The organism is Leifsonia sp. NPDC014704, from assembly GCF_043083605.1.
GTDB lineage: Bacteria > Actinomycetota > Actinomycetes > Actinomycetales > Microbacteriaceae > Leifsonia.
Genome location: NZ_JBIBYW010000002.1, coordinates 1,529,583 through 1,549,109 on the forward strand (window position 1 = coordinate 1,529,583; position 19,527 = coordinate 1,549,109).

22 protein-coding genes are annotated in these 19,527 nt (G+C 69.9%); 12 read left to right on the forward strand and 10 right to left on the reverse strand.

The genetic code is table 11. The features are described from left to right. Window positions 1–351: a hypothetical protein gene (locus ACF1AJ_RS18925; protein WP_391508723.1), complete on the forward strand. Its 351-nt coding sequence runs from the start codon at window positions 1–3 to the stop codon at window positions 349–351. A gap of 96 nt (window positions 352–447) precedes the next feature. Here ACF1AJ_RS18925 and ACF1AJ_RS18930 read toward each other — a convergent pair whose 3' ends face one another. Genes ACF1AJ_RS18930 through galT form a run of 3 tightly spaced genes read right to left on the reverse strand, consistent with a single transcriptional unit; the run spans window position 448 to window position 3,669 of the window. Continuing rightward, the gene (locus ACF1AJ_RS18930) at window positions 448–1,254 is read right to left on the reverse strand and encodes an MBL fold metallo-hydrolase (RefSeq protein ID WP_391508724.1); all 807 of its coding nucleotides are present in this window, start codon (window positions 1,252–1,254) and stop codon (window positions 448–450) included. A gap of 43 nt (window positions 1,255–1,297) precedes the next feature. Further along, the gene (gene galK / locus ACF1AJ_RS18935; RefSeq protein ID WP_391508725.1) at window positions 1,298–2,458 is read right to left on the reverse strand and encodes a galactokinase; all 1,161 of its coding nucleotides are present in this window, start codon (window positions 2,456–2,458) and stop codon (window positions 1,298–1,300) included. Next, window positions 2,455–3,669: a galactose-1-phosphate uridylyltransferase gene (gene galT, locus ACF1AJ_RS18940; RefSeq protein ID WP_391508726.1), complete on the reverse strand. Its 1,215-nt coding sequence runs from the start codon at window positions 3,667–3,669 to the stop codon at window positions 2,455–2,457. The genes galK and galT overlap by 4 nt, the downstream gene beginning before the upstream one ends. Before the next feature lie 82 nt (window positions 3,670–3,751). Here galT and ACF1AJ_RS18945 point away from each other — a divergent pair, with 82 nt between their 5' ends. After that, a complete protein-coding gene (locus ACF1AJ_RS18945) occupies window positions 3,752–4,537 on the forward strand; it encodes a DeoR/GlpR family DNA-binding transcription regulator (protein WP_391508727.1) in 786 nt (261 codons plus the stop codon). A gap of 16 nt (window positions 4,538–4,553) precedes the next feature. Then, window positions 4,554–5,489 (forward strand): aldose 1-epimerase family protein, encoded by a 936-nt coding sequence (locus ACF1AJ_RS18950; RefSeq protein WP_391508728.1) that lies wholly within the window; start codon window positions 4,554–4,556, stop codon window positions 5,487–5,489. Here ACF1AJ_RS18950 and ACF1AJ_RS18955 read toward each other — a convergent pair. Beyond that, entirely contained in the window at window positions 5,468–6,172 is a 705-nt protein-coding gene (locus ACF1AJ_RS18955) for an SDR family oxidoreductase (RefSeq protein WP_391508730.1), read from the reverse strand. The genes ACF1AJ_RS18950 and ACF1AJ_RS18955 overlap by 22 nt on opposite strands. 90 nt (window positions 6,173–6,262) lie before the next feature. Here ACF1AJ_RS18955 and ACF1AJ_RS18960 point away from each other — a divergent pair, with 90 nt between their 5' ends. Beyond that, a complete protein-coding gene (locus ACF1AJ_RS18960) occupies window positions 6,263–6,838 on the forward strand; it encodes a TetR/AcrR family transcriptional regulator (protein WP_391508731.1) in 576 nt (191 codons plus the stop codon). Window positions 6,839–6,908: 70 nt separating this feature from the next. On the opposite strand, the gene ACF1AJ_RS18965 is transcribed toward ACF1AJ_RS18960, so the two are convergent. Beyond that, window positions 6,909–8,003 (reverse strand): calcium:proton antiporter, encoded by a 1,095-nt coding sequence (locus tag ACF1AJ_RS18965; RefSeq protein WP_391508732.1) that lies wholly within the window; start codon window positions 8,001–8,003, stop codon window positions 6,909–6,911. Between the two features lie 105 nt (window positions 8,004–8,108). Here ACF1AJ_RS18965 and ACF1AJ_RS18970 point away from each other — a divergent pair, with 105 nt between their 5' ends. Then, window positions 8,109–8,714: a DUF4232 domain-containing protein gene (locus tag ACF1AJ_RS18970; protein ID WP_391508733.1), complete on the forward strand. Its 606-nt coding sequence runs from the start codon at window positions 8,109–8,111 to the stop codon at window positions 8,712–8,714. 12 nt (window positions 8,715–8,726) lie between these two features. On the opposite strand, the gene ACF1AJ_RS18975 is transcribed toward ACF1AJ_RS18970, so the two are convergent. Then, window positions 8,727–9,275 (reverse strand): transporter, encoded by a 549-nt coding sequence (locus ACF1AJ_RS18975; RefSeq protein WP_391508734.1) that lies wholly within the window; start codon window positions 9,273–9,275, stop codon window positions 8,727–8,729. A 90-nt stretch (window positions 9,276–9,365) separates the two neighbouring features. Here ACF1AJ_RS18975 and ACF1AJ_RS18980 point away from each other — a divergent pair, with 90 nt between their 5' ends. The 6 genes from ACF1AJ_RS18980 to ACF1AJ_RS19005 are packed head-to-tail and all read left to right on the forward strand — an operon-like array spanning window position 9,366 to window position 14,383. Then, a complete protein-coding gene (locus tag ACF1AJ_RS18980) occupies window positions 9,366–10,643 on the forward strand; it encodes a chloride channel protein (protein WP_391508735.1) in 1,278 nt (425 codons plus the stop codon). A 54-nt stretch (window positions 10,644–10,697) separates the two neighbouring features. Continuing rightward, window positions 10,698–11,327, forward strand: a complete 630-nt coding sequence (locus ACF1AJ_RS18985) for a hypothetical protein (protein WP_391508736.1) — start codon at window positions 10,698–10,700, stop codon at window positions 11,325–11,327. 44 nt (window positions 11,328–11,371) lie between these two features. Next, entirely contained in the window at window positions 11,372–12,271 is a 900-nt protein-coding gene (locus ACF1AJ_RS18990; RefSeq protein ID WP_391508737.1) for a DUF6578 domain-containing protein, read from the forward strand. Window positions 12,272–12,323: 52 nt separating this feature from the next. Beyond that, window positions 12,324–13,526, forward strand: a complete 1,203-nt coding sequence (locus ACF1AJ_RS18995; protein WP_391508738.1) for an AAA family ATPase — start codon at window positions 12,324–12,326, stop codon at window positions 13,524–13,526. Between the two features lie 33 nt (window positions 13,527–13,559). Next, a complete protein-coding gene (locus ACF1AJ_RS19000) occupies window positions 13,560–13,919 on the forward strand; it encodes a hypothetical protein (RefSeq protein WP_391508739.1) in 360 nt (119 codons plus the stop codon). A gap of 44 nt (window positions 13,920–13,963) precedes the next feature. Beyond that, window positions 13,964–14,383, forward strand: coding sequence for a hypothetical protein (locus tag ACF1AJ_RS19005; RefSeq protein ID WP_391508740.1), 420 nt, complete (start codon window positions 13,964–13,966; stop codon window positions 14,381–14,383). On the opposite strand, the gene ACF1AJ_RS19010 is transcribed toward ACF1AJ_RS19005, so the two are convergent. The 3 genes from ACF1AJ_RS19010 to ACF1AJ_RS19020 all read right to left on the reverse strand — a co-directional run bounded on the left by ACF1AJ_RS19010 (window position 14,338) and on the right by ACF1AJ_RS19020 (window position 17,691). Continuing rightward, window positions 14,338–14,787, reverse strand: coding sequence for a hypothetical protein (locus ACF1AJ_RS19010; RefSeq protein WP_391508742.1), 450 nt, complete (start codon window positions 14,785–14,787; stop codon window positions 14,338–14,340). The two genes, ACF1AJ_RS19005 and ACF1AJ_RS19010, sit on opposite strands and share 46 nt — an antisense overlap. Beyond that, entirely contained in the window at window positions 14,784–15,320 is a 537-nt protein-coding gene (locus ACF1AJ_RS19015) for a barstar family protein (RefSeq protein WP_391508744.1), read from the reverse strand. The genes ACF1AJ_RS19010 and ACF1AJ_RS19015 overlap by 4 nt, the downstream gene beginning before the upstream one ends. A 130-nt stretch (window positions 15,321–15,450) precedes the next feature. Further along, window positions 15,451–17,691, reverse strand: a complete 2,241-nt coding sequence (locus ACF1AJ_RS19020) for a CBM35 domain-containing protein (RefSeq protein ID WP_391508745.1) — start codon at window positions 17,689–17,691, stop codon at window positions 15,451–15,453. Between the two features lie 288 nt (window positions 17,692–17,979). Between ACF1AJ_RS19020 and ACF1AJ_RS19025 the strand changes: the two genes are divergently transcribed. Then, window positions 17,980–18,420 (forward strand): hypothetical protein, encoded by a 441-nt coding sequence (locus ACF1AJ_RS19025; RefSeq protein ID WP_391508746.1) that lies wholly within the window; start codon window positions 17,980–17,982, stop codon window positions 18,418–18,420. Between the two features lie 706 nt (window positions 18,421–19,126). Here ACF1AJ_RS19025 and ACF1AJ_RS19030 read toward each other — a convergent pair. Further along, window positions 19,127–19,321 (reverse strand): hypothetical protein, encoded by a 195-nt coding sequence (locus tag ACF1AJ_RS19030; protein ID WP_391508747.1) that lies wholly within the window; start codon window positions 19,319–19,321, stop codon window positions 19,127–19,129. Window positions 19,322–19,527 lie beyond the last annotated feature (206 nt).

Consider the following 19,527-nt stretch of genomic DNA (forward strand, 5'->3'; position numbering starts at 1 on the left):
GTGCCTCACCCCCACCGTCGCCGTCGCACCACGCGCCTGCTGGTCGCGGGTGGAGCGCTCGCCCTCCTGCTCGCTGCCTACCTCGCAGTGATGGCGGTTGGCGCGGCCTGGAAGAATCCGTGCGCGCGTTACGGTCCCGCTCCGGCGGGCGCCCTGATCTCCGAGCGGAGCGACGTGGTCACCGAGCACCGTTCGTTCTGGCCGATCGGCAGCGTCTGCGACTGGCAGCGCGCCGATGGCCGTGGCACGATCCGCAGCGGCAACGGCAGCATCCCCTTCTCGGCGCTCACCTACGCCCTCGTCGCCACCGGCGCGGCCCTCCTCATCGCCGCCGCACGCCGCCCCTCCTGAACCCGCCGCCCGCCGTCGAGTCCGCAAACTTTGCACACGACACACCGCCGCGGCGTGCAAAGTTTGCGGACTCGACGGGGGGCGGAGAGGTGCGGGTCAGCGGTCCACGACGACGATGAAGCGCTTGGAGACGACGCGCTCGCCGGGGGCGCCGCGCAGCTCGGACAGGGCGGCGAGCACGCGGTCGAGGATGCGGGGGCGCAGCGGCAGCGGAGCCTCGTCCGGCTGGTCCACCGTCCCCGCCGGATAGTCGACGCCCGGCTCGGTGGACATCTCGATGTGCGCACCGCGCAGCTCGCGGACGGGCGCGGGCGGGTCGTCGCGGAAGCGGATCAGCCGCTCGATCGTCGCCCGGTACTGCCCGAGGTCGCGCACGTACAGCCGGGCCGGGAGCACGGTGTCGCCGGTGAACAGGATGCCCGTCTGCCGGTCGAAGAACACGACGGCCGACGGCTCGTGCCCCGGTCCGCCGATGACGTCGACCACCCGGCGTCCGAGGTCGTAGGACACGGTCGCATCCGGCCAGGTCGGGAACCCGAAGAACCCGATCACCTCGGCCGGGCTGGTGCCGACGACCGTCGTGCCCGGGCGGTCGCGCAGCAGAGCGTCCCCGGCGATGTGGTCGCGGTGCGCATGCGAGTGCGCGACGACCAGCGGATACGGCCGCACGAACACGGCCGGGTTGCGTCGGAGCCACTCCGAGATCAGGCCATCGACGGCCCCGCGCAGCGGGAACACCGCCTCGTCGGACGTCGCTCCCGTGTCGATGAGCAGCGCCCGTTCGCGCCCGAACAGCAGATACAGGAACGGTGCTTCCCAGTGCGACGCCTTGGGCTGCCGCAGCTGCACGGTGTCGGCGTCGAGCCACACGACGACCGGATCGTTCACTCCCTGTCCACTCACGCGTCACAGTGTGGCACCACCGGGTGACCGGGAGGTGAACCGCTCAGCTCTCGCGCCGAGCACCCTCCGACGCCTGCACCGTGAAGAGGTCCGGCTGGCCGAACCCGTGCTCGGCGAACGCGCCGTCCAGCGCGACGAGCACGCGGCTGAGCGCGTCCGTCGGCACGAGGGCGATGGCCGAGCCTCCGAAGCCGCCGCCGGTCATCCGCGCGCCGATCGCGCCGTTCGCCTGCGCCGTCTCCACGGCGAGGTCGAGCTCGGGCACCGAGATCTCGAAGTCGTCGCGCATCGACACGTGGGACGCGTCGAGCAGCTCGCCGATCGCGGCCGGTCCCTGCTCGCGGAGCGTACGAACGGTGTCGAGCACACGCTGGTCCTCCGTGACTACGTGACGGACACGGCGGAACGTCACATCGTCCATCAGCTCGCGCGCACGGTCGAGGTCGCCGACCGACACATCCCGCAGCGCGTCGACGCCCAGGATGCGCGCGCCTTCTTCGCAGGACGCCCGACGCTCGGCGTACCCGCCGGTGGCGTGGGAGTGCGTCACGCCCGTATCGATAATGAGGATCTCGAGCGCGGCGGCCTCGAGCCCGAGGGGCACGACTTCAGAGTCGAGCGACCGGCAGTCGAGGAAGACGGCCGCGTCACGCTCGCCGAGGAGGGACGCGGACTGGTCCATGATTCCCGTCGGCGCACCGACCGCGACGTTCTCGGCGCGCTGGCCGACGCGGGCGAGGGTGCGGCGATCGAACCCGAGACGCCACAGGTCGTTGAGTGCCACGGCCACGGCACCCTCGATCGCCGCGGAGGACGACAGGCCGGCGCCGACGGGCACGTTGGAGTCGAGCAGGATGTCGACGCCCGGCACAGCGGCAAGGTCGGCACCGAACTGGCCGAGAGCCCAGGCGACGCCCAGCGGGTACGCCGACCAGCCGGAGAGCACCTCGGGCGCCAGTTCGTCGAGCGAGATCTCGACCACTTCGTCCGCGAAGGTGCTCCCGACGCGGATGATGCGGTCGTCACGCGCGCCGACCGCGGCGACGGTGCGCCGGTTGATCGCGAACGGCAGGACGAATCCCAGGTTGTAGTCGGTGTGCTCGCCGATCAGGTTGACCCGGCCCGGCGCCGACCAGACACCGTCGGGTTCGCGGCCGAACACCTCGGCGAAGTCGTCGCGGACGCCCGTGCGCAGGTCGGTCATCGGTCAGCCTCTCGGTCGGAAGTGGATGCGGTGCCCGCCGGCGCGACGACAGGCTCGGTGACGAGCCCGGTCACCGAGACCGGCAGTTCGCCGACCGGGTTGTCGCGGTCGGCGCGGGCGACGGCCTCGCGGAGCGCAGCGGCCGCCTGCTCGGGCGGGATGTCGCCCACCCAGGCGCCCATGGCCGACTCCGAGCCGGCCAGGAACTTCAGCTTATCCGCGCCGCGGCGGGGCGAGGTCAGCTGCAGCATGAGGCGGATCTCGTGCCGGCGAACGCCGACGGGAGCCTGGTGCCACGCGGCGATGTACGGCGTGGGGGAGTCGTAGAGCGCATCCACCCCGCGCAGCACCCGCAGGTAGAGCGTGGCCAGCTCGTCCCGCTCGGCGGCGTTGGTCTCGGAGATGTCGGCGACGTGGCGGTGGGGGAGCACGTGGATCTCGATCGGCCAGCGCGCGGCGAACGGCACGTATGCCGTCCAGTGCTCTCCGGCGAGGACGACGCGCTCGCTGGCGCGCTCCCGCTCCAGGATGTCGGCGAACAGCGTCGGTCCGTACGCGTCGAGCGAGCGGATGAGCGCGGAGGTGCGCGGCGTGATGTACGGGTAGGCGTAGATCTGCCCGTGCGGGTGGTGCAGCGTGACGCCGATGGCCTCGCCGCGGTTCTCGAACGGGAACACCTGCTGAACGCCGGGCAGCGCGGAGAGCTCGGTGGTGCGGTCCGCCCAGGCCTCGATGACCGTGCGTGCGCGCGACGGGCTGAGGCTTCCGAAGGATCCGGTGGTGGCCGGGCTGAAGCAGACCACCTCGCAGCGGCCGACCGACGTTCGGGTGCGCCCCAACCCCACCTGGGCCAGGTCGTCGATCCCTTCGGGGGCGTTGTCGTCGACGAGCAGCGGGCCGAAGGAGGGCGACTTGTTCTCGAACACGGCGACGTCGTAGAGGTCGGGGATCTCGGACGGGTTCGTCGGTGTCGCGGGGGCGAGCGGATCCAGCTCGGCGGGCGGGAGCATCACCCGGTTCTGGCGCGCTGCCGCGATGGAGACCCATTCGCCGGTGAGCGGGTCCTGCCGCATCGTCGCGGTGGGCGGCCGGGGCGCCGGCTCGCGCAGGTCGGGCTTGCGCTCGGCGCCGAGCGTCGTGTCGGCGTCGTCGTAGTAGATGAGGTCGCGGCCGTCGGAGAGACGGGTGGGACGCTTCGTGATCGAGGCCATGCCATCCTTTCGAATACGAAAGCGAGAATACCGCGTCCGCTTTCGTATTGACAAGGAATCGCAAGCGCCTCAGCATGGGCATATGAGCGAAGCCCTCCCCGCGGCTCTCCGGCGCGAACGCATGCTCGAACTGATCGGGCGCGCCGGCTTCGCCCGGGTGTCGGACCTGAGCGAGGCGTTCCAGGTCTCCGACGTCACCGTGCGCAGCGACCTGGATGCGCTCGACCGCGAGCAGAGCATCCGCCGGGTCCACGGCGGGGCCGTGCTGCGAACAGCCGGGATGCGGGAGCCGAGCTTCGAGGAGTCCCTGGAGTCGTCGGCCGACGAGAAGCGCCGGATCGCCCGGGAAGCCGCGGCGATGGTCGCCTCCGGCAGCAGCGTGCTGCTCGATGTGGGCACGACCACCGCCGCTATCGCACGCGCCCTCGTCGAGCGGGACGACCTGGAGGGCGTGACCGTCATCACGAACGGTCTGACCATCGCGCTCGAGCTGGAGCGCGCCATCCCGCGGTTCGAGGTGGTCGTCACCGGCGGCACGCTGCGGCCGCTGCAGCACTCCCTCGTCGAGCCGTTGGCCGCTGTGCTGCTCGGGCGCGTGCACGCCGACATCGCCTTCATCGGCTGCACCGGCGTGCATCCCACCGGCGGCATCACCAATGTGAACCTGCCCGAGGCCGACCTCAAACGCGTCATGGTCGGCTCCGCCGAGCGCGCGATCGTGGTGGCCGACGGCAGCAAGCTCGGCCGCACGCATCTCGGCCGGATCGCCGCGGTGGATGAGGTGTCCGAGCTGGTCACGGGCGAGTCGGCTGCGCCGGAGGCGGTGGCGGCCCTGCGGGATGCGGGACTGCCGGTGATCGTCGCCTGAGGCCTAATCTGTTGCCATGCGACCCGCCACCGGTGAACAGTACGAACTCGACTTCGGCGACCTGAGCGCGACCATCGTGCAGGTGGGAGCCGGCATCCGCTCCCTGCGCTTCGGCGAATCCGATCTCACAGAGCCCTACCCCGCCGAGGAGCAGCCGCCCTCGGCGTGCGGGATCGTGCTCGTCCCGTGGCCCAACCGGGTCGCGGACGGCCGGTGGGAGTTCGAGGGGCAGCCACGGCAGCTCGACCTGACCGAGCCGGCGAAGCGGAACGCCATCCACGGCCTGCTGCGACGGCGTCCGTACGAGCTGGTGGAGCAGTCCGACTCGATGGTCACGCAGGCCGCGACCGTCTATCCGGAACCCGGGTACCCGTTCCTGCTCGACACCACGGTGACGCACGAACTGCACACCGAGGGGCTCCAGGTGACCCACACGATCAGCAACGCGGGCGAGACGGCGGCACCGGTGGCCGTCGGCGCGCACCCCTACCTCCGCATCGCGGACGTCCCGCCGGACCAGCTGACCGTCACCGTGGCGGCGCGCACCCGGTTCGAGACCGACGACCGCAGCAACGTCACCGGCGAGTCGCCGGTCGCGGGCACGCCGTTCGACCTCTCGGCGGGCCGGCGGGTGAGCGAACTGGAGCTCGACACCGGGTTCGCCGACCTGCCCGAGGGGCCGGTGGAGCACATCCTCGCCGCCGACGACGGCCGCCGGGTCGTGCTCTGGGCCGATGAGGCGTTCCGCTACGTGCAGGTGTTCACGCACCGGTCGTTCGCGACGAAGCCCGGGGGAGTAGCCCTTGCGATCGAGCCGATGACCGCCCCGGCGAACGCCCTCAACTCGGGCCGCGGTCTGCGCTGGCTGGAGCCGGGAGAGACCTGGTCGGTGAGCTGGGGCGTCCGCCCGGAAGGATTCGGCGGAGAGGCCTACCTGGCCAGCTGGGGGTAGAGCACGCGGACATCCTCGTGGAGGTGCGACTTGACCTGCTGCGCGACCTCTCCGACGATCGCCTCCGCTCCGCCCTCCTGCACGGTGTCGAGGGCCTCGTCGGCGACCTGGCGCGGCGGAACCTTGACGCCCGTCGCATCCGCCGCCATCTCGGTGTCGACGTAGCCGACGTGGACGCCGACGACCTGGATGCCCGCGGGCACGAGCTCCACGCGGCTCGAGTTGCTGGCCGACCACAGGGCCGCCTTGGTCGCGCTGTAGGAGCCGAAGGCGAGCCAGCTGAGGGCGGAGTGCATGTTCACGATGGCGCCGCCGCCGTTTCCTTCGAGCACGGGGGCGAAGGCGCGCGTGACGAGCACCGGTCCCCAGAAGTTGGTGTCGAACTCGCGGTGGATCTCATCGAGGTCGCCGGTGACGAGTGACTCGTTGACGGCGATGCCGGCGTTGTTGACGAGGATCGTGACGTCGCTCGCGACCTCGGCCGCCCGGCGGATGCTGTCCGGGTCCGTCACATCGAGAGCGAGGGGGACGACGCGCGGGTCATCGCTCGTGACGGTCTCGGGGCGGCGGGCGGCGGCGTAGACCTTCGTCGCCCCGCGTTCGAGGAGTGCTGCGACGAAGGCGGCGCCGAGGCCGCGATTGGCGCCGGTGACGAGGGCGACGCGGCCGGTGATGTCGGTCATGAGAGGGTCCTTCCGAAAGTAAACCGATCTGTGTACTGCAATGTACACAGATCGGTTTACTTTTTGCAACCGTCGGATTATGATCGAGGCATGTCCACAGCCACCGCACCCTCCCGGCCGAAGCCGCGCGATCGCGTGCTCGCTGCCGCCGCGCGCCTGTTCGTGCGCGAGGGCGTCAACGCGGTGGGTGTCGACCGGCTCGCACAGGAGGCCGAGGTCTCCAAGCGCTCGATCTACCAGCACTTCGACGGCAAGGATGCGATCGTCGCCACCATGCTCGAGGAGTACGGGCCGAGCGTCGTCACGGGATACTTCGAGAGCGACGAGGAGGCCGCCCCGCGTGACCGCGTGCTCCATGTCTTCGACGCCCTCCACGCCGCCGCGGCGGCCGGCGACTTCTACGGCTGCCCCTTCGTCAACGTGGCGACCGAGCTGCGCGACCGCGAGCATCCCGCCGCTGTCGTCGCCCGCGGGTTCAAGGACGAGTTGACGTCCTACTTCGAGCGCCAGGCCGCGGCCGCCGGAGCAGCTGACCCCCGCACGCTCGCCATCCAGCTGACCCTGCTGTTCGACGGCGCTTCAGCGAATGCCGCCATGCGCGGCGGCACGCCCGCCGCGGCCCGCCTCGCCGCCGCCCAGCTCTTCGACGCCGCGACCGCCGCCTGACCCGCGCACATTCGTGCCGAATGTGCGTTCTGGCGCCGCCATTCCGCACATTCGGCACGAATGTCGCGAGCTAGGGTGCGATCGACAGGAAGATGAACGCCGCGAACAGCACCAGGTGGATGCCGCCCTGCAGTCGCACGGCGCGTCCCTGCACGATGGTGAGGATGCTGACCAGCACCGTCAGCACCAGCAGCACGATCTGACTCGACCCGAGCCCGAGGTGCAGTGCGCCCGGCAGCCAGATCGACGCGACGGCGATCGCCGGGATCGTGAGCCCGATGCTCGCCATCGCCGAGCCGAGCGCCAGGTTGAGGCTCGTCTGCGTGCGGTTGCGCGATGCCGCCTTCGACGCCGCGATCCCTTCCGGCAACAGCACGAGCAGCGCGATGACGACACCGACGAACGACTGCGGCAGCCCGATCCCGGTCACCGCCCGCTCGATCGGTGTCGACTCCAGCTTGGCCAATCCGACGACCGCGACCAGCGACACGAGCAGCAGCCCGAGGCTGATCAGGGCGGCGCGCTTGGTCGGCGCTTCGGCGTGGTCGTCCTCGGTCAGAGGCTTGCCCTTTTCGCCCACCGGGAGGAAGAAGTCGCGGTGCGCCACCGTCTGGGTGAAGACGAACATCCCGTACAGGGCGAGGGAGGCGATCGCCGCGAACACCAGCTGCGGTCCGGAGAACACCGGGCCGGGCGCCGACGTGAAGCTCGGCAGCACCATCGTCAGGGTGGCGAGCGCGGTGACCGTCGCGAGGGCCGCTCCACTGCCCTGAGCGTTGAAGGCGGTGGACTCGCGGCGGGATGCGCTCAGCAGCAGCGAGAGCCCGACGATGCCGTTCATCGTGATCATCACGGCCGAGAAGACGGTGTCGCGGGCGAGCTCGGGGGAGTCCTTGCCCGTGGTCATGAGCGTGACGATCAGCGCCACCTCGATGATGGTGACCGCGACGGCGAGGACGAGCGAACCGAACGGCTCCCCGACCCGGTGGGCCACCACCTCCGCGTGCTGGACGGCCGCCAGCACTGTCCCGGCCAGGACCACGGCGATCACGATGACGGCGATCGTGTTCAGCTCCACCGCCCAGAAGGCCACCAGGACCACGACACCGATCGCCGGCACCCCGATCGTCCACCATCGTGCGAGCCAGGTGCCGAGCGCTTTCATGCATCCATCCTGCCAGGCCGCCCTCCGAGGCCCTCGGGCGGACTCCGTCACCGTCGTCCGGCGGGTCCTGCGGGTCCAGCCGCCGTGCACCGGTTGGATGGGCGCATGACCGGGAACACGACCTTCCGCGCCGTCTCCGCGACCGCCGTCGCCTTCACGTTCGCCGTCCTCCTGGCAGGATGCGTCTCGCCGAGCCCGGTGCCGACCGGATCGCCCTCCGCGTCCACGACCTCGACGTCGCGGCCGACCCCGACCTCCACGGCGACCGCGACGCCCATCGACGGGCAGTGCGACACGGGTGACCTCTCCGGCACGATCGCCCAGGGCGGAGGCGGGGCGGCGGGAAGCGTCGAGGTGACCCTCGTGCTTACGAACAACGGTTCAGGTGAATGCTCGCTGCAGGGATGGCCGGGGGTGTCGTTCGTCGGAGACGGCAACGGCACGCAGCTGGGTGCCGCGGCCCAATTCGACCGCAGCACCCCGCATCCCACCGTCGTGCTGAAGCCAGGTGCGACCGCGCAGGCGCCGCTGCGCATCACCCAGGCGCTGAACTATCCCGAGGCCGACTGCGCCCCGAAGCAGGCCGACGGCTTCCGGGTCTACCCGCCCGGCTCGACCGAGTCGCTGTTCGTCAAGGACGCGGGCGTGACGGCGTGCACGAAGGATTCGGTGTCGCTGCTCACGGTCGGGGCGCTGGTCGCCGGAAGCTGATCGGCGTCGGAGTCAGTCGCAGACCCGGGCGAGAGGTCCGTCCCAGGATCCCCGAAGCTGCACCGCCGCCGCGTTGGCAGCGGCGAGTGCCGCCCCGGGGTCGCGGGCGAAGGTCCGTCCGTCGACGGCGCCCCGCAGCTCGTCGAGCGTCCGGTCGACCGGGTCGAGGGCGCGAGCGACCGCGTCCGTGGCGATGTCGCTCGTTTCCGCGCGGAACCTCGTCACCGCATCCTGGATCGCCGATCCCGCCTCGACGGGATGCGCCCCGAGCGCCGCCAGGTGCGCATCCAGCGCGGCGTCGAGGGCGTGACGTGCGCTCCGGATCGTCGTGCAGTCGCGCCCGCGCTCGGCCGACGCCTCGGAGAACAGCGGGAACTCCGTACCCGCCGCGATGCCCAGCATCGCGATCGCTGCAACGCAGCCGAAGGTCAGTGCCGTCGCGCCCGGCCACAGGCGCACGACCCACGCCACCACCCCGCGCCGGGCGCCGCGCGGCAATAGAACCGTCGTGCGCGGACGTTCGGCGTCGACATCCGGCACACCCGGGCGCGAGAGGGTCACGGTCGTAACGCTAGGGGCGCTCGGTGAACACTTCGTTGCACGATTTCCACCGACGAGCCGGCGGGAAGTGCTGCGGATACGCTGGGTGCCGTGCCCCCCGCCCGACCCGCGACCGGTTCCGCGACCCCGCGGTGGGTCGTGCGCCTCGTCGTCGTCACCGCCCTGGTCGGGGTGGGAGCGGGAATCGGCGGCGGACTCGTCTCGCTGGGCCTGCACGCCCTGCAGCACCTCGCCTTCGGCTACTCGGAGGGCGACTTCTTCGAGGGCCTGCTGAACGCGCCGCCGCTGAACCGGGTCGTGGCGCTCGCCGTCGCCGGCGTCATCGGCGGCGTCGGCTGGTGGGCGCTCCGCCGCTGGGGGCGACGGTCGCCGAGTCACGCCGTCGTCTCGGTGGAGCAGTCGGTGAACGGACGCCGCATGCCCCCGGTCGTCACGCTCCTGAACGCCGCTCTGCAGGTGGTCATCGTCGGGCTCGGCGCCTCCATCGGCCGCGAGGTGGCGCCGCGGGAGGTCGGAGCGCTCTGGGCGGGATGGCTCGCCGAGCGCGCGGGACTCTCGGCGCGCGAACGGCGCATCCTCGTCGCGTGCGGGGCGGGGGCGGGCCTCGCCGCGGTCTACAACGTCCCGTTCGGCGGCGCCGTCTTCGCCGTCGAGATCCTGCTGGCCGAGATCAGCTTCGCGACCGTGCTTCCCGCGTTCGCGGCCTCCGCGATCGCCGCGCTCGTCGCCCGCATCTGGGTTCCGGCGAACCCGCTCTATGTGCTCCCCGAGCTGCACCTGAGTCCCACGATCGTCGTCTGGTCGCTGCTCGCCGGCCCGCTGATCGGCTGCGCGGCCGTCGGTTTCGTGCGCGCAGCGCGGTTCGCGCAGGCGCACCGACCGCGCTCGTGGGGCATCCTGATCGTGATGCCGCTGACCTTCGTCGCCGTCGGCGTCGTGTCGCTCTGGCTGCCCGCGATCCTCGGCAACGGCCGCGCGCTCGGCCAGCTCGCGTTCGCGGCGACGGTGCCGGTGCTGCTCATCCTGCTGACCACGGTCGTCAAGGCAGCGGCCACGCTGGGAACCATCGGAGCGGGCGCGGCGGGCGGCACCCTGACTCCCTCGCTGGCCATCGGCGCCGGGCTGGGACTCGCGGGCGGTGCCGCCTGGAACCTCCTCTGGCCGGGTGCCGAGCTGCCCGCCTTCGCCCTGATCGCCGCCGCCGCCTTCCTCGCCGTCACGATGCGGGCGCCGGTGACCGGACTGCTCCTCACCATGGAGTTCACCGGCCAGGGACCCGACCTGCTCGTTCCCGTGATGCTGTGCATCGCCGGGGCGGTCGCCGTCGGCTACCTGCTCGAGCGGGCGCGGGTCACCGGCGTCGCGTGAGTTTTCCTCGCGTTTCGGGCTGATCGGGGATACCGTGGCGCCGGGAGGCGCAGAATGACGCGGATCGAGGAGAACGACCGCTGGGCCGCTGCGGAGCGGCTCGCGGCGGGAGAGGTCGACGAACGCCTGACGCGACGTCGCGGCACCACGCTGTTGTGGATCGTGGTACTGCTTCTCGTCAGTGTCGCGGCAGGTGTCGTCATCGCTCTCCTGCTGCCGTCGCGCCCGGAGAATACGGCCTCTGACGGGATCGAGCCGCGCGTTGGCATCGGTTGGGGCATCAGCGGGTTGGGATTCGCGGTCGCAGTGGTCACGTTCGTCTGGGGGAGACGCACCGGCCACTACATCCCTCGGTGGCGGGCAGTGCTGAGCCCTCTCTCGCGGGAGGAACGGAAGTCCGCTGTCCGACAGCTTCGCGGCAAGGAGACGCTCGACGCACGACATGCGACCGTGATCGTCGCAGCCGCACGGCAGTCGCAGCGGGCGACGTGGGGATACGTGCCGCTGGTGGTCGCTCTGACGCTCATGATGGTCGGATCGGCGATCTCGAGCCGGGCGTTCTGGGCGACCTGGTTGTTCGCTGCGGCCATGCTGCTCTTTGCCGGGTCCGCCATCGTGAGCCTGATCCGGTATCGAGAGGTCGCGGCGTTCCTGGATGCGCACGAGGGGACGCTCGGCGACTGATCCGAAAGCTCGTCGAGGCTGGCGCCTCCCGGTACCGTTGCTCCATGGACGCCACCTCCGCCATCGACGTTCTCGTGTTCAGCGCTGAGTTCGGCTGTTGCGGCGTCCCCTTCGCAGCGGGCGAGGACGTGACGCTGACGGTTCGAGCCCCGGTTGAGGATCTGTCGGCTCCGGATGGCGTGCCCACTTATCTCCACGAACTCCATCCGTATGACGACCGTGTGCCTCTCGCCGATGTCACCGGGCGCGTCGAGCGGATCGTCGCGTGGTACGAGCGCATGGTGCCGGTCGCCGGTGCTCACCACCGCACCAACGACCCCGACGATCGGATCGAGCGCGACGTGGACCGGGTGCCGACCGACAACCACCCGGCGGGTTATGGCGGCCCGGACTACCGGGTGCGCATCCGCATCCCGTCGGATACGCGCCTGCCCGATCCCGCTCCCGAGGTCGAGCTGTCGCCTGCTCCCGGCATCGACGCCCCTCCGCCGCCGCGCATACTGCCCCTGCTGACGACGCTGGTCGCGGAAGTCGCGTCGGAGTTCGGAGACGCGGTGGATGTGCTCCGCGGCCGCGAGGACGCCTCCGTCACGCTGCAGCCGCGTCGGGAAGGTGCGGCCGCTGTGCGGTGGAACGCTTACCTCGATCAGCTCACGGCGGAGATCGAGCATGCGGAGTGGACGCTGACCGACGACGAAGCCGGCGTCGCCGTCCTCCGCGACCTCGTGGCTGCGGCCTCGGTCGGGCGGTTCTCCGAGACGGAGGAGGACTGGACGATCCTCTCCATTGCGACGACGGCAGACGGGCGCGCGTACGAGGCGACGACGACCGTCTCGCGGTTTCCCCTCGGCGGCGACGTCGTCATGCTGGGAGGTTCCGACCACGAGCGGATCGAGCGCGCCCGGTCCGGAAATCCTTTCCTTCCGTGGAGCGACGAAGTCTGATGGCAGGTCGCGCGCATCCACTCGCGTCGGCGGCCCCCGATACGATCCCGGAGTGATCTCCACCGTCGCCGTCTCCGGCTACCGGTCGCTGCGCGACCTCGTCATCCCGTTGGGGCGCCTGACGGTGGTGACGGGCGCGAACGGGGCGGGCAAGTCGTCGCTCTATCGGGCGCTGCGCCTGCTGGCCGGGTGCGGGCGGGATGAGGTGGTCGTCGCGATCGCGCGCGAGGGCGGCCTCGACTCCACGCTGTGGGCCGGTCCCGAGCGGCTGGGCCGGGCGATGCTCCAGGGCGACGCGCCCGTCCAGGGAACCGTCCGTCGTGATCCGGTCGCGCTCCGGCTGGGCGTGCAGCTCGACGACGGTGGCATGGGACTCGGCTACGCCCTCGACCTCGGACTGCCGCAGCCGAGCAAGGACACCGCGTTCGGCCGGGATCCCGAGCTGAAGCTGGAGACCGTGTGGACGGGTCCGGCACCCCGACCGTCGAGCTTGGCCGCCGAGCGACGCGGCGGGCACGTCCGCGTACGCGGCGACGACGGCGACTGGACGGAGCTGGGCAAGACCCTGCGCACGTTCGAAAGCATCCTCACCGAGGTCGTCGATCCTGTCCGTGCCCCGGAGGTACTGAGGGTGCGCGAGAACCTGCGCGCGTGGCGCTTCTACGACCACTTCCGCACCGACACGGCGGCCCCGGCGCGGCTACCGCAGCTCGGAACCCGAACCCCGGTGCTCGCCGCCGACGGCACGGATGTCGCGGCGGCCATCCAGACCATCCGCGAGTCGGGTGGCGGCGACCCCTTCGACGCGGCCGTGGATGCAGCGTTCCCCGGCAGCCGGGTCGAGATCGTGGTCGACGGCGCCCAGTTCTCGGTGGCCGTCCGGCAGCCCGGGCTGCTCCGCCCGCTCGCTGGCGCGGAGCTGTCGGACGGCACCCTGCGCTTCCTGCTCTGGGCGGCCGCGCTGCTGTCACCGCGTCCGCCCCAGCTGCTGGTCGTCAACGAGCCGGAGACCAGCCTGCACCCGGACCTGCTGCCCGCCCTCGGCTCCCTCATCGTCGCCGCGTCGGCCAACGCGCAGCTCGTGGTGGTCACGCACTCTCCCGAGCTTCAGGATGCGATCCAGCGTTCCGCGGCCGACCGCGACCTCGTCGACGACGTGAGCCGCATCCACCTGGAGAAGCAGCTGGGGGAGACCCACCTGCGCGGCCAGGAGGGTCTCCTCGACCGTCCCACCTGGCACTGGCCCACCCGCTGAGCGGTCGCCGCGGCTCCGGTGTAGATTCTGCATGTGAGCGACCCGGGACGGCGGCACAGTTGGGACCGCGCGGTCTCGCGCCCGCTGACGCCCATGAAAGAGAGCCGAGCGCCGGGACTCGCGCAGCCCGGGGGATGGCTGGCGGGTGTCACGATGCCCCCGCGGCCGGTGAGCACATGGGGGATGGCCTGGCGGCTGACCGCGCGGTGGACGGCCACGGTGGTCATGTCCGCCTTCCTCGGCGCCGCCATCTGGTCCGTCGCGGCGACGCCGTCGTCCCAGCACTGGCTCGTGGTGCTCGCGGTCATCGTCGGCTGGCTCTACAGCGTTCTGGTGACCGTCGTCCTCACCGTGGTGCTGGTGCGAGCTCCGCGTGCGACGCGCCGCGGGTGAACACCGCGCACGGCGCGGGCTCTGGCCGCCGCTATCCTTCACGCGTGTCTGAATTCGCGACCTACGTGGAGAACGTCGTGCGGCCGTATCCGGGGACGGGCAAGAAGCGCGACCCCGCTAGCTTGCTCCACGACTATTACGCGATCATCACCAACGTCGCAGGTGGCTATAACGACTACGTTGACGAGTACTTCAACGATCTCGCGCCCCGAGACTTCATCGAACAGGTCCTCCGCGATCCCATCGCTCAACGGTTCCCGGAGTTCGAAGAGTTCGCTCGCCAGGTCGATGACTTGGATGAGCAATTCCGGCGACTGCTCACTCCGACACCGGTTGCGCCCGGCAAGAGCTGGTGGACCACGCACCTGCCACTACGTGCTGGGCGCAGGTTCAACGACGAGATGTGGACACTCTTCGACTACCGAGCTGAACCCGCCGAAGACGGGGGCGGCACCTGGTACTGAGTGGCGTGGCGGTGAACTGACCCGCTTGGAAACGGAGGATCACCCACACCGCCGGCATCCAAGACGAGTCGGTCGGCGAAGCGTCCCAGCGGCTCGGCGATGCTGAAGTCGGCGATGTCCATCCCGAACTCCTCCGCGCTCGGGTGGTCGGTGCAAGCACCCGAGTATTGCTCGCCGGTTGCCGTGACACGCAGCCCCGCCGTGGGACCCCAGGGTGATCCGTAGATGACGCAGAAGCCGTCGTCGAACGCCCAGGCGTCGACGACGGTGACCTCTTCTGCGGAAGTCGGGCCGCCCGAACGGAGACGCTCGAGACAGCTCAGCAGAGCCGTCTGCCCCCACGACCGATTGTGCAGGGTCCGCAGTTCGTCGATCGCTGCGCTGTGCGCTGTGGTCCCGCTCACGGCGCAGTCCTCTCCACGCGGTCGGAGAGGAGCCACTCGCGTGGGTTCCACGGCGGCTCTGCGCCACCGACCGGTCCGATGTCCAGCCGCGGGTCATCCGACCGGATCACGCACAGGATCCGGTTGCCGAGGAGTGCTCCGAGACGAGCCGTGTCGACGAGGATATCGAGCAGGATCCCGCAGGCGGCCGGCATCGTCGCGCGGAACCGATCGAGGTGGTCGAGTTCGATGACGAGCCCTGTGTCGGCCTCCGTCCATCCGTACGCCTGCTCGACGACGTCCTGGAGGCAGTCGGACAGCGCGGCGAAGTTGCGCCCGTAGTAGGCGGGGAAGTCGAGGGCGGTGCTCAGCGCGTCGTGAAGGTCGGCTTCGTCGGTCCAGGATGCGGTATCCAGCCGGACGACACGGTAGCCGGCCGACCGGAAGGAGGCGAGCGACTCATCGACGACGGCCGCCGAGTGGAACTTCGTCACGAATCCGTTCCTGGCCAGTTGGAATCCGGGATCCTGGTCGTCCGCTTCCCACACAGCCACGAGAGAAACCTATCTCGCATGCGGCGCCGAGGAGCAAGCGAAGGGCCGGACCCGAGCTCCCGGGTCCGGCCCTTCCGGGCGGCGCCTGTCGTGCTGGGGGCGACAGGCGCTACTCGAGAAGCGGTGTCCGTTACCGGACGACCGCACCCGCCGGGGAGGAGAACTGCGCATAGTCGAGCTCCGCGTAGTTCTGGTTCGCCTGGTGGGCGATCGTGACCGTGTTCGTGCCTGCGTTGAGCTGCACCGTCGTGGTCGCCACCGGGAAGGATCCGCCGTTCGCACCCCACGGCCCCGTGACGGGAAGGGTCAGGTTCGTCGCGGCTCCGCCGTTGACGGTGAGCCCGACCACCGCATCCAGCGTTCCGTTCTGCGTGTAACCTCCGTCGTTGGCGTAGCCGAGCTGAAGCCGGTAGGTGCCGGCGGTGGGGACGTTGGGACGGAAGGTCACCGAGCTCGTGGAGGAGTCGAGTCCGCCGACGAAGCTGCCGCCGGACGCGTTCGACGACGCGATGACCTTGCCGCCGGAGACCGTTCCGGACTCCGCTTCCAGCCGCTGCACGAACGTCGCCGCGGGCGGGTTCGACGGCTGCGACCAACCGGGGACGGCGGCGGTCGTGGACAGGGAGATGGAGTCGAGCTCGGCGTACCCGGTGCCGCCGGCGAAGTACGGCGACCCCTTCGCGAGCCGGATCATGTTGTATCCGGCGGTGAGGTGGAGGGTCGGTCCGGAGACCGTCGCGAACTTCCCCTGGGCGCCCCATCCGCCGGTCGCGGGATAGCTGATCGTGCTCCAGGCGCCGCCGTCGTAGGCGATGCCCTGGGTGGAGGTGGCACCCGTGCCGTTGGCGTATCGGATCGAGAGGCTGTAGTCGGCCGCGACCGGGACGTTGACCAGGAAGTCGACGAAGCTGTCGTTCCGCATGTCACCGCTGTTGTCGAGCCCACCGACGTATCCGCCGTTGGAGGCGACGGAGGAGGAGTAGCGGATGCCGTTGACCACGGAGGCGTTCTCCGCCTCGTACGTCTGCTGGTACGAGGTGACCGGTCCGCTGGTCGGCGTGACGACGATCTCGTACGCGGCGCCCGGGTCCTGCCCGGTGAGCGGGACGCTGATGGCCCCGTTGGTGGCCGTGAGGGATCCCGACCAGATGGTCGTCGGAGCGGACACGGCGTGCAGGCGGCCGGAGTCCGGCGTGGAGAGCACGGTGACCGCGACCGACGAGCCGAAGCCGCTGAGGTTCTTCACCGAGACGGTGTTGTCGCCGGTTGCGCCGCCGACGACGGCCGTGAGGATCTTGCGGGTCGTATCCAGCGAGGCGATGCCGTCCTGCAGGCCGTTCTGGGCCACGGACACCATGTTGCCGGTCATGTCGCCGTACCACTTGTAGAGCCAGTAGGTGCCCGTCGGCTGCCCGTTGGCGAACAGCCCGTTCATCGTGCCGGACTCGTACCAGTAGGCGCGTTCGGCGTCGCGGACGTCGGTGGCGCGCTCGAAGGTCGCCAGGTAGCGCAGCGATGCTGCAGGCACATCCACCTGGTCGGGCCAGGCGTACTCGTTGATCGACACCGGGCGCGGCGAGATGCCGAGTGAGTTCTCGATACTGCGCAGGTCGGCCAGTTCGCCGGGAAGGGCGTCCGAGTTCCACAGGTGCCAGCTGATGACATCCGGCAGGGTGGCGGCGTTCTTCGCGGCGGTGAGGAAGCTGGTCATCCAGTCGTGGTTGTAGCTGGAGATGCTCGGGCCCACGATCGGGGTGACGGTGTCGTACTTCTTGACCTCGTTGTAGATGCGCGACCAGCCGTCGTTGAACGGACCGGCCGCCGAGGTGTTCCAGGTGCCGTCCGGCTCGTTCCACAACTCCCACCCGTTGATGTTGGTTGTGGAGGTGGCCGAGACACGCGCCTGGACCATCGTGTCGACCTTCGACAGATAATCGCTCCAGCTGACCCACTTGTATGGCCAATCCGGGTAGATATCCGGCATGCGGATGGTCTCCTGCCCGCCCGCCGAGATCAGCGAGGGCGCGACCTTCAGCGCGTCGCCGGATGGAGTGGTCGCGCCGTTCCCCAACTGCTGGACGCCCGGTGCCGGCTGGGTGAACTGGTTGACGTGCAGGGGCAGCAACGAGGCGGGATCGGGCGTGCTCGCGGTCGCGAGACCGTACAGGCCGCCTGCGCCGACATGCGTGACGGGACGCATGACCGACGCCGCGTCGATGGTGAGGGTATTCCCTCCGGTGGCCGCGACGGCGGGAAGTGCTGCTCCGGCAGCGACCAGAGAAGCGGCTGCAGCCGCCGCGACGGACACGCGCAACAGCGGGGACCGGCGGCGAGATCGCCTGCTCGCAACGGTCGAGTGGGTGAGTGACATGGTCGGATGCTCCTTCGCATCAAAACGGTGACGGACTTCGGCACCGCGTTGTCGAACCGGTTCGACAGTCACCATAGCGCAAACGCTATGTGCAGCCAATAGATGTTGTTTCGCGCTACATTTAGCCGTGTTCGCGCGTGGTTTTCGGTGTTGATGCGCGGCGCGACGGCGAATGTCGAACCGGTTCGAGCGGTGCAGGCTGTTGCGCGTGCGCGTTTCTCGGCGCCGCACGGGCGGCACAGCGGCGGAAGGCGTAGCATTCGCCTGATGCCGAAGGAAGGGTGAGCCGTGAGCACAATTCACCGAGTCGCAATCGTGGTGGGGACAGTTGCTGCGGCGCTCGTCGCCCTGGTGCTCGTACCGGCCGTCGTCGGTGGCGCGCGCTCGACCCCGGCGGTTGTGGAGAGCGCGGCCTCCGCTCAGTCCAGTCCCGCAGCTGTCGGACTCGTGCGCAACGAGCCGTCGTCGCCCACCAGGGTGGCGAGCTGGCGACTGCTCTCCTCGAGCCCGAGCAGCCAGGACATCACCATCGGCGTCGTCGTCGGAGGCTCCTGTGACGAATTCGACAAGGTTCGCGTCACCGAGACCGGCTCAGCCGTGACCATTGCACCCATCGTGCAGACCGTCTCCCTCGGTGCATGTGCCGACTCGCTGAAGCTGCTTCCCGAGGTCGTGCATCTCAGCGGCCCCCTTGGGGACCGTCAGCTGCTTCACGCCGAGGCGCACTAGTCCGCTGGGGCACGCGTCCGAGCGGGGAAGGGTGGATCCCCCCTCCAGCCCTGGCGTCGGCGTCCAGTGAGAGCCGTTCGATGTCGATCCCGAACTCCTCCGGCGACAGCAACCTCCTGCCCGGCGGTCGGGCCGCCCGACGGAGTCGTTCAAGATAGCTCAGCAGAGCGGTCTGGCCCCATGACCGCTCGGGAAGCGTTCGCGCGCTCTCGACCGCATCCATGAGACGGTGTGCGTTCTTGGAGAGAGCAGCAGGTATGCGGTCTCGAGCTGAGAGTCGTCATCTTGCGACGCCAGCGCAGCCTGGCGGCGCTGAGAGAGTAGGGCCTCGCTCCGCCGGGCCGTTTCTGAGCGCGCTTCGCGTAGATCGCCGAACCCGATCCACGTCGTTCAGGGAGGGCAACTCGCGGCATAGTCACACGCGGTCCATCCCTTGAGGCCGTCTGGACTTCCACGCTTCCGTGACCCATGCGCGGAGGATCATCAGCCGCTTGTTGTTGTATTCCGTCACATCCGGGAGTGGATGCGGATTCGACCACAAGGCGCTGAGTGGAGTGATCAATCCGAGCCCGGATCGGGTGTGCCAGCGGATGAAGGAGTAGCCGCCGGTGACACGGTCGACTTGCCGCAAGGGGATGCTGCGCGACCACAGCATTCCCGTGACGATGATTCGATCGCCGTGTCGTCGGATTCCCGCGAAAAGGACCTAGCGTGCGGCGACGTAAAGACTCGCTGAGGTGTATACGACGGCAATAATTAGACCGCCTGCGTTGAAATTTTGTTGCAGGGCCGCGATCGATGCGACCGAGACCACGCCGGTGGGGAGCAGCACGCCCACGCGCGGCAGCCAGTGGGGGTGGATGCGCGCCTCCGACGGGGTGCCTCGATTGCTCAGCTCCACGGTGCGAGGCTATCGCATTCGAGAGTCGCTAAGCCGAACTGGACAAGCCGCTCCAGAAACCGAATCGCGAGTTCCGAATCGGCCGCTGATGGGCCGAGATCCCAATGCTTGTAAGGGTGGGCCCGGTGGGGCTCGAACCCACGACCCGCGGATTAAAAGCTTTATGATATGGTCTATATAGGTCAGTCCGCCCGCGAGATTCCGCG

Bases quoted from the DNA above. Each gene is read 5' to 3' on its own strand.
- galK (WP_391508725.1), bottom strand. From the start codon at position 2,458: ATGACCGACCTGCGCACGGGCGTCCGCGACGACTTCGCCGAGGTGTTC.
- galT (WP_391508726.1), bottom strand. From the start codon at position 3,669: ATGGCCTCGATCACGAAGCGTCCCACCCGTCTCTCCGACGGCCGCGAC.
- ACF1AJ_RS18945 (WP_391508727.1), top strand. From the start codon at position 3,752: ATGAGCGAAGCCCTCCCCGCGGCTCTCCGGCGCGAACGCATGCTCGAA.
- ACF1AJ_RS18950 (WP_391508728.1), top strand. From the start codon at position 4,554: ATGCGACCCGCCACCGGTGAACAGTACGAACTCGACTTCGGCGACCTG.
- ACF1AJ_RS18955 (WP_391508730.1), bottom strand. From the start codon at position 6,172: ATGACCGACATCACCGGCCGCGTCGCCCTCGTCACCGGCGCCAATCGC.
- ACF1AJ_RS18960 (WP_391508731.1), top strand. From the start codon at position 6,263: ATGTCCACAGCCACCGCACCCTCCCGGCCGAAGCCGCGCGATCGCGTG.
- ACF1AJ_RS18965 (WP_391508732.1), bottom strand. From the start codon at position 8,003: ATGAAAGCGCTCGGCACCTGGCTCGCACGATGGTGGACGATCGGGGTG.
- ACF1AJ_RS18970 (WP_391508733.1), top strand. From the start codon at position 8,109: ATGACCGGGAACACGACCTTCCGCGCCGTCTCCGCGACCGCCGTCGCC.
- ACF1AJ_RS18985 (WP_391508736.1), top strand. From the start codon at position 10,698: ATGACGCGGATCGAGGAGAACGACCGCTGGGCCGCTGCGGAGCGGCTC.
- ACF1AJ_RS18990 (WP_391508737.1), top strand. From the start codon at position 11,372: ATGGACGCCACCTCCGCCATCGACGTTCTCGTGTTCAGCGCTGAGTTC.
- ACF1AJ_RS19020 (WP_391508745.1), bottom strand. From the start codon at position 17,691: ATGTCACTCACCCACTCGACCGTTGCGAGCAGGCGATCTCGCCGCCGG.